Annotated in this window: 2 protein-coding genes and 11 tRNA genes; 1 reads left to right on the top strand and 12 read right to left on the bottom strand. The window is 42.8% G+C overall.

The window, feature by feature from the left end; translation table 11 throughout:
- Positions 1-1,155 precede the first annotated feature (1,155 nt).
- Positions 1,156-1,551: a DUF2391 family protein gene (locus tag MSG34_RS24045; RefSeq protein ID WP_050645433.1), complete on the top strand. Its 396-nt coding sequence runs from the start codon at positions 1,156-1,158 to the stop codon at positions 1,549-1,551.
- 299 nt (positions 1,552-1,850) lie between these two features.
- On the opposite strand, the gene MSG34_RS24040 is transcribed toward MSG34_RS24045, so the two are convergent.
- The 12 genes from MSG34_RS24040 to MSG34_RS23985 form a co-directional block, all read right to left on the bottom strand.
- Positions 1,851-1,926: transfer RNA gene (locus MSG34_RS24040), tRNA-Asn, on the bottom strand.
- 29 nt (positions 1,927-1,955) lie between these two features.
- Positions 1,956-2,031 (bottom strand) — tRNA-Thr (locus MSG34_RS24035).
- Positions 2,032-2,067: 36 nt separating this feature from the next.
- Positions 2,068-2,143 (bottom strand) — tRNA-Asn (locus tag MSG34_RS24030).
- A gap of 24 nt (positions 2,144-2,167) precedes the next feature.
- A tRNA-Thr gene (locus tag MSG34_RS24025) sits at positions 2,168-2,243 on the bottom strand.
- A 56-nt stretch (positions 2,244-2,299) separates the two neighbouring features.
- A tRNA-Phe gene (locus MSG34_RS24020) sits at positions 2,300-2,375 on the bottom strand.
- Between the two features lie 234 nt (positions 2,376-2,609).
- Positions 2,610-4,235, bottom strand: a complete 1,626-nt coding sequence (locus MSG34_RS24015; RefSeq protein WP_248339609.1) for a methyl-accepting chemotaxis protein — start codon at positions 4,233-4,235, stop codon at positions 2,610-2,612.
- Between the two features lie 381 nt (positions 4,236-4,616).
- A tRNA-Asn gene (locus MSG34_RS24010) sits at positions 4,617-4,692 on the bottom strand.
- Between the two features lie 56 nt (positions 4,693-4,748).
- Positions 4,749-4,824: transfer RNA gene (locus tag MSG34_RS24005), tRNA-Phe, on the bottom strand.
- Positions 4,825-4,831: 7 nt separating this feature from the next.
- A tRNA-Thr gene (locus MSG34_RS24000) sits at positions 4,832-4,907 on the bottom strand.
- 71 nt (positions 4,908-4,978) lie between these two features.
- A tRNA-Asn gene (locus tag MSG34_RS23995) sits at positions 4,979-5,054 on the bottom strand.
- Between the two features lie 56 nt (positions 5,055-5,110).
- Positions 5,111-5,186 (bottom strand) — tRNA-Phe (locus tag MSG34_RS23990).
- 7 nt (positions 5,187-5,193) lie between these two features.
- Positions 5,194-5,269, bottom strand: a tRNA-Thr gene (locus MSG34_RS23985).
- Positions 5,270-5,283: the final 14 nt, after the last annotated feature.

Here is a 5,283-nt window from a genome sequence, read left to right as displayed (position 1 = left end):
GTTCAGTTGGTTAGAATACCGGCCTGTCACGCCGGGGGTCGCGGGTTCGAGTCCCGTCCACTCCGCCACTTATTAGAAAGCCTAGTCTTATGACTAGGCTTTCGTCGTTTCTGGGTATAGATAATTTGGTCTCCGATCAACGAGTCCCGGTCGCCTGAGATCCCAGTTACTCAGCTACTATAAGAAGCCTCGCTAGAAGTAGTGGGGCTTTTTTACATCTAAATCATAGTTCTTCGCACGTTAGTCGAATAACTTGCACAAAAGATTCCCGTATCCCGTATCCCGTAGCTCTTAGCCTAGGGCTCCCCAACCTTACGATTAGAGTTACATCATTTCAGACTCCAGTTGTGAGTTGAAACAAGCATAGAGCTTTAATCTCAGTGCCGAGTACCCGTACCATACGCGTTGTAAGTTAGCTTTATGAGACGAACTGACTCAACGTATCCCCTTCTCCACACCTGAAACTGTACAGGCCTTATAACCTATCTTGTTGCTCTGTACTTGTAGGTGGTTTCTCTATTTAGCGAGTTTTTTTCAAGCATTAGCTAGCAGCCCTTCGTCTACGAAACCTAACTTCTGTCCTATCTGTGAATCTAGAGGATAGTTCTGATGTGTAATTAGGGCTCTATCATGGGGGCTTCTCTTAAGAACGCTAGAGCCCCTAATAAGTCGACTTAATAGCTATTGTTATGCATTACGCGCCTTGTTCTAATCATTTCAAAGGGTAAAAGTGGACTAGATTCAGGTTGAAGGAGAGGGGCGTTTGGTTGCGTTCCAAAGTTGTGCTGGAGGGAGATATACTAAGAAATAGTGAACCTCTCGTATCCGTGCCTACACGTGCAGTAATGTTTATCACCTAACCGGATTGGGACTCTCTGGTTCTAGGAGCTGGTATCTTAGAATGTTTACAGGTATTTATTCGATTCTGATGTGTTTGTTGACTCGATATTAATCAGTTGTGTTGACCGCTTTGCTCTGAGCATATTGATTTCTTGCTGGTTAGTTCAAGCTATGTTTTGGTTATTGGGACTAAGATGAAGCTAGAAGGTCACTACTGTTTGCTTAGTTGAAATAAAAATCCCCCAAATCATCTGCGGATAGTTTTGTGATTATTTTACGAAATAGATAAAGCCTTAAAAGCTAATGGGTCGAACTATGAAATTGAGTTTTAACTTTGAAGATGCGAGCCAGATATTTGTGGGATCTTTTGCTTTGGCTGTACCGATTTCTTTTTCTGAAGAGGCTTGGAAGTTAGGGGAGACTTTACCTGCCGCTAATCTATTGCTGCTATTTTTGTTGTCTGCGGTGTTTTTGGGCTTCTATACGTATGAGAGTGTCTTTCAAAAAGATGTTGTTGCTCGGTTGCCGGTGTTTATTTTCAGAATAGTTATTGCTTATGTTATGACGGCATTGGTCGTTGCTTTGGTGCTGACTTGCTTGGACAAATTACCTCTATTGAGTGATCCCGTTGTATCGATCAAAAGAGTGATTGTTATTTCAATGCCAGCCTCTATGGGCGCTATTGTAGTGGACAGTTTTGATAAAGAGTGACCAGTGTGTCATTTAGATTGAAGTGCCTTACAGAGCTTTTCTAGCGCTTATTTGATTCGTTATTTAGCTTTCTCATTTCCAGGCTTAGCATTGATTTGTTCAACAGCTCTTCTCATTAATAAAATGAGCAGTAACGTTACTATGAGTGACTCTACGTAAATGTATCGTCTGTTGTTGGTAGATATTAAGGAGAGCTAAATAGCGAAGATTTGTAGCTTTGAAAGTTGAGGGTAGTTGTATTGAGAAGTTAGGATCTTTAGATGCAAAAAAGCCGCATCAATGATGCGGCTTTTTTTAATTGGCTCCCCTTGCAAGACTTGAACTTGCGACATACGGATTAACAGTCCGCCGTTCTACCAACTGAACTAAAGGGGAATTGATTGTTTAGTCTCTAATCAAGAGAATGGTGCCGACTACCGGAATCGAACTGGTGACCTACTGATTACAAGTCAGTTGCTCTACCTACTGAGCTAAGTCGGCATCATGAATCAACAAGCTTATGCTTGATGATTAACTTGGCTCCCCTTGCAAGACTTGAACTTGCGACATACGGATTAACAGTCCGCCGTTCTACCAACTGAACTAAAGGGGAATTATTCTTAAAGCTTTAAAGAAATGGTGCCGACTACCGGAGTCGAACTGGTGACCTACTGATTACAAGTCAGTTGCTCTACCTACTGAGCTAAGTCGGCACATAATATTTCTTTGTGCTTTACTGTTGTTGTCTAAGACACCAACAAATAAATTGTGGTGCCCGGAGGCGGAATCGAACCACCGACACGAGGATTTTCAATCCTCTGCTCTACCGACTGAGCTATCCGGGCGACGAGGTGTATTAAACGTGTTTTCGCGTTCTGGGTCAACATTAAATTGCAAAAAAAGTATCGTTTGATGTTTTTCTATACTTAGTGGGTTGTTTTTGCTCGTTTGGGGTGAAAAACCTAGGTCTAGCATGCCCTAAAAGATAGTAAAACTACGGTTAACTACACTGAATGGGCGCCGAAATAAAAAAAGCACGTATGAAAACGTGCTTTTTTATTTAAAAATTTCTAGGGAGTTTAGTGTTTTACTTCAAACCTATTAACCCAAGCTTCTAATTCGTTGGAAAGAGAGGCAAGAGTTTGGGTGCTGTTATGACTTTCTGTTACGACATTGCTCAGTTGGTTACCGCTCTCTTCGATCATATTGATACGCTTCGATATATCATCGCTCACCTGAGTCTGCTCAGCGGCCGCTGTTGCGATTTGATGACTCATTGATGAAATGGACTCTAATGCGACAACAATCTGTTGTAGTGCTTCAGAGGCGTTTTGAGACTCTGTTACGGTGCTTTCACTAGTCGCGGCACACACTTCCATGGTTTGAATTGCGTTGCGAGATCCTTCTTGAAGGTTATTAATCATTAATTGGATTTCTTTGGTGCTCGATTGTGTTCGGCCTGCAAGGTTACGAACTTCATCTGCTACAACAGCAAATCCACGACCTTGTTCGCCAGCTCGAGCTGCTTCAATGGCTGCATTTAGTGCCAACAGGTTAGTTTGCTCAGCTATATCACCAATCACATCCAATACTTTTGCAATGTTGTTTACATCGTTATCTAGGTTAGCGACAGCTTCGCTGGCTGTGCCTAGTTGGCCTGCTAGGCCTTGAATGTTATCTACTGTGTTGTGAATGAGTTGTTGGGTATGCTGGCTCTGTTTGTCGGCCTCATCTGTGTTGCGCGCGGTATCGCTAGCTGAATCAGCAACGTTATTGGCTGAAGAGGCCATCTCGGTCATTGCTGTCGCGATCATCTCTGTTGATTGCTGTTGGGTCTCTGTCAGTTGAGCAATTGACCCAGCGCGAGCTTCAACGCGCTGCAGTTCGCCTCTTAATGCCAGCATTGAAGCATCAAGGTTTGATACTAGCTCAGCCAGTGACTTACTCATTTGTTGCACTGCGTGATAGATACTACCGTCAGTTGCCTGAGTTTCGAAAGAGGTTTGAATTCGACCTTGAGCTACGGCTTGTACAGCTTCTCTTACATCTTTAGGTTCGCCGCCAAGAAGCGCTAGCATGCGTTTAATGGATACAATTAGGCTCGATAGAATAAGACCAGCAATCACCACACAAAGGAATAGCTGCCATTGAGCGGTAGACCAAAAACGAGCGTTAACTTCATTGAACCCGATACCGGTGCCGACAACCCAGCCCCAATGTGGCGTTTTCTCTGCAATAGACAGTTTTTCTTCAATCGTTCCATCTGGCAGTTTTTGTGTCCAGGTGTACTCAATGATCTCGCCAGTACGATTACCAAGTACTCTTTGGATTAGCTGACCAACACTATTGCCGTCACCATCTTTAAAGTCGTTAAAGCTGGTTCCGTGTAGTTGAGGATCTAATGGTGTCGCGACAAACGTCATGTTCTCATCGGCTACGTAAACATATTCATTATCTTTATAGATGTTGTTGCGAAGAAGGCGAGTAGCCAGTTGCTTAGCTTGATCTTCTTCTAGAGTGCCATCAATCGCCATCTTCTCCACTTCAGTAAGGATGCTGTATGCACTCTTAAATAGCTCTGTCACGCGAGCTTTGTTGTCCATGTTGCTAGCGACTCTCAATGTCCATAAACCAGTAGCCGTCAGTGCTAGCAGGGCGATCAAGATGATGCCCGATAATAAGTAAGCTTGCGTTTTTAGTTTCATATTTCCCCGCGCAGCGATTCAATAATTAGTATTAGGTATAATTCATCGAATCTTAATCTAAGTGGTGTAAGGCAGATATTAGAAAGACATCAAAACATGATAGAGATTAAATTTTCGAAGAAAAAAAAGTAACGGAACTAAATTCTGTTTGTTTTAATGTGAAGATTAGTGGGTCATGAACTTTGGAAGGAGTTGGTTCTGTTGGAATGGATATGCTTTATAGAACTTAGAATCTGTTGCTGTAATAAGAGTACTAGAAGGAGATAACTCATTTATTGAGATTGATGAAGAGTTAGTATTGAGCTGGTGCGTCTATTGAATAGAGTTTGCTTTTGTTCAAACGAAAAAAAGCCAAGTCTTTCGACTTGGCTTTCTTGAATGTGGCTCCCCTTGCAAGACTTGAACTTGCGACATACGGATTAACAGTCCGCCGTTCTACCAACTGAACTAAAGGGGAATTATTTGTGTCAACATCAGGTCTATAAAGACCATTATTTGTTAAGCACCAAATAATGGTGCCTCGAGGCGGAATCGAACCACCGACACGCGGATTTTCAATCCGCTGCTCTACCGACTGAGCTATCGAGGCAAAAGAATGGTGCCGACTACCGGAGTCGAACTGGTGACCTACTGATTACAAGTCAGTTGCTCTACCTACTGAGCTAAGTCGGCACACTAAATTCTTTGCTTAAAGAGTTAAACTCTTCAATTAAAACCTCATAAAAAATGAAGTCCTTTAAAAATGGCTCCCCTTGCAAGACTTGAACTTGCGACATACGGATTAACAGTCCGCCGTTCTACCAACTGAACTAAAGGGGAATTACTTGTCTCAACATCAGGTCTATAAAGACCATTATTTGTTAAGTACCAAATAATGGTGCCTCGAGGCGGAATCGAACCACCGACACGCGGATTTTCAATCCGCTGCTCTACCGACTGAGCTATCGAGGCAAAAGAATGGTGCCGACTACCGGAGTCGAACTGGTGACCTACTGATTACAAGTCAGTTGCTCTACCTACTGAGCTAAGTCGGCACACTAAATTCTTT

The sequence above is a fragment of the Vibrio sp. 1CM2L genome (genome assembly GCF_023161695.1).
Taxonomy (GTDB): domain Bacteria; phylum Pseudomonadota; class Gammaproteobacteria; order Enterobacterales; family Vibrionaceae; genus Vibrio; species Vibrio coralliirubri.
The sequence above is the reverse complement of the archived record's forward strand: the minus strand, read 5'-3'. Positions and strand labels throughout refer to the sequence as shown.

What these genes read in the sequence shown, in the direction of transcription:
- MSG34_RS24045 (WP_050645433.1), top strand. Translation starts at nt 1,156, where the DNA reads ATGAAATTGAGTTTTAACTTTGAAGATGCGAGCCAGATATTTGTGGGA.
- MSG34_RS24015 (WP_248339609.1), bottom strand. Translation starts at nt 4,235, where the DNA reads ATGAAACTAAAAACGCAAGCTTACTTATTATCGGGCATCATCTTGATC.